This window comes from Mesorhizobium sp. M7A.F.Ca.CA.004.06.1.1, assembly GCF_003999135.1.
Taxonomy (GTDB): domain Bacteria; phylum Pseudomonadota; class Alphaproteobacteria; order Rhizobiales; family Rhizobiaceae; genus Mesorhizobium.
Genome location: NZ_RZPQ01000898.1, coordinates 1 through 2,143 on the forward strand (window position 1 = coordinate 1; position 2,143 = coordinate 2,143).

Annotated in this window: 3 protein-coding genes; all 3 read left to right on the forward strand. The window is 63.7% G+C overall.

Annotated features, from left to right (window positions below; genetic code table 11):
* Positions 1 to 19: 19 nt before the first annotated feature.
* The 3 genes from EN906_RS31845 (at position 20) to EN906_RS31855 (ending at position 1,829) form a co-directional block, all read left to right on the forward strand.
* Positions 20 to 688, forward strand: a complete 669-nt coding sequence (locus EN906_RS31845; RefSeq protein ID WP_127272279.1) for a GntR family transcriptional regulator — start codon at positions 20 to 22, stop codon at positions 686 to 688.
* A gap of 107 nt (positions 689 to 795) precedes the next feature.
* Complete coding sequence (locus EN906_RS31850) at positions 796 to 1,389, forward strand: biotin transporter BioY (RefSeq protein ID WP_127268974.1); 594 nt, start codon at positions 796 to 798, stop codon at positions 1,387 to 1,389.
* Positions 1,386 to 1,829, forward strand: a complete 444-nt coding sequence (locus EN906_RS31855) for a DUF1284 domain-containing protein (protein ID WP_127268973.1) — start codon at positions 1,386 to 1,388, stop codon at positions 1,827 to 1,829. Before EN906_RS31850 ends, EN906_RS31855 begins: the two co-directional genes overlap by 4 nt.
* The last annotated feature ends 314 nt before the right edge of the window (positions 1,830 to 2,143 follow it).

Sequence of the window (2,143 nt, forward strand, 5' to 3'; positions counted from 1 at the left end):
CGCAAAGTATCTATAAAACATGGCAAAGGGCACAGACGACACCATCGCGGTGCGCATCAGCAAGGTTCTGGCGGACCGCATCATATCCGGCGCGATCGAGCCGGGGGCCAGGCTTCGGCAGGATCATATCGCCGAGGAATTCCAAACCAGCCATGTTCCCGTGCGCGAGGCCTTCCGGCGTCTGGAGGCGCAAGGGCTGGCCATCGGCGAGCCGCGGCGCGGCGTGCGCGTCGCGTCTTTCGATCTGGGCGAGGTCAAGGAGGTCGCCGAAATGCGCGCCGCCCTTGAGGTGCTGGCGCTGCGCCACGCCGCGCCGCACCTGACATCGGCCATTCTCGATCTCGCCGAGGAGGCGACCAAGGCCGGCGACAAGTCCCGCGATGTCAGGTCGTGGGAAGAGGCCAACCGCGCCTTCCACCGCTTGATCCTGTCGCCATGCGGCATGCCGCGCCTGCTCGCGACCATCGACGATCTGCACGCGGCAAGCGCCCGTTTCCTGTTCGCGGCATGGCGGTCGGAGTGGGAGACGCGCACCGATCAGGACCATCGCGCGATCCTCTCCGCCTTGCGGCAGGGAAACACCGAATCCGCGGCCGTCACACTGGGGCGGCACGTCCAATGGATTGGCCGCAAGCCGGTCAGGACGGCCTCCGGGACGACGCGCGAAGCTTTTGCCATCGTAGGTTAGTCGGCCTCCGCCAAAGCCAGGGCTTGCAATCTCCAGGGAAGTGTGGATTCGATAATAGATCGGAAAGAGAAATTATCTATAATTTTCAATCGATCAAAGGAATCCCAATGACAGACGTCGCATTCTCCCCCGGCAAGCCGTCGTTCAGTCCGCTCCGGCTCCAGGATCGTTCTCTTGCCTGGCAGGTTGGAGCCGTCGTGCTTGGCACCCTGTTCCTGGCGCTGGCGTCCTATATCGAGGTGCCGATGGTGCCGGTCCCGGTAAACATGCAGACCTTTGCCGTGACCCTGATCGGCGCGCTCTATGGCTGGCGGCTTGGCGCGCTCACCATCGTCGCCTGGCTGGTCGAGGGTGCGGTCGGCTTTCCGGTTCTGTCCGGAGGGGCAGCGGGTGCGGCGCATTTCGTCGGGCCGACGGGTGGCTATCTCTTCGCCTTCCCGCTTGTCGGCGCCTTGGTCGGCTGGCTAGCAGAACGCGGCTGGAACGGCAAAAGGGTGATGCTTGCCTTTGTCGCCATGCTGCTTGGCAACCTTGCCTGCCTTGTGCTGGGCACAGCATGGCTTGCCGTCATGATTGGAGCCGAACAGGCCGTTACCTTCGGCTTCCTGCCGTTCATCGTCGGCGGCTTGCTCAAGTCAGCGCTGGGTGCCGCGACCCTCATGGCCTTTCCCGGCGGCAAGGCCAAGCCGGCCAATCCGTGACGATCAAGCTGCGCGCCCATCATCTCCTTTGCCCGCTCACCTATGTGGGCAAGGGATACAGCCCCGCCTTCACCGCCAATTATGATCGCGTCGCGGAGCGCCTGAGCCGGGGCGAGGACATCCTCCTCGTTTCCGGCCCCGACGATGTCTGCGCTCCATTGCTCGACGAGCCGGAACCTCACTGCCTCAACGAGAGCGTCGTCGAGCGGGACCGGCTCGCCGCGCTGGATGTAGGAGAATTGCTGGCGCGGCCAATCCGGGTCGGCACCCACCTCGATCTCGACACGGGGACCTTGGCCCGGATGCGGCAGGCGTTTTCGGCTGGCCTTGTACGCAAGGCCTGCGGCGGCTGCGAATGGAACGAACTGTGCAGCACGATAGCGGCCGGTGGATACAGCGACACGCTGGTGCAGCGGTCCGCCGCGCCAGCCGAGGGTTGATATTGGCCCCGAGCCTTAGCGGTCGAAGCCGAGCTCAAGGGTCGAATCTGCGATATCTTCGGCGCCGCGCAGGGCCAACACCGAAATTCAAGACCGGAAAACTGGTGCCTGTCGCCATGATTTGTTAATCGGGTGCCCGGATTGTGAATTCGAGGCGGATTGAAGCGCGACCCCAAAAAGGCCATGCTTTGCCTGGAAAGATCGAGTCTACGCCGATCCCGCTGATGCGGAGATGGCGCCTGGCTGAAAGGGATATGATGCGGCAAGGACGTGCGCGCTGGCTGACAAGGCTGGCAATTGTGACCGGCATGGCG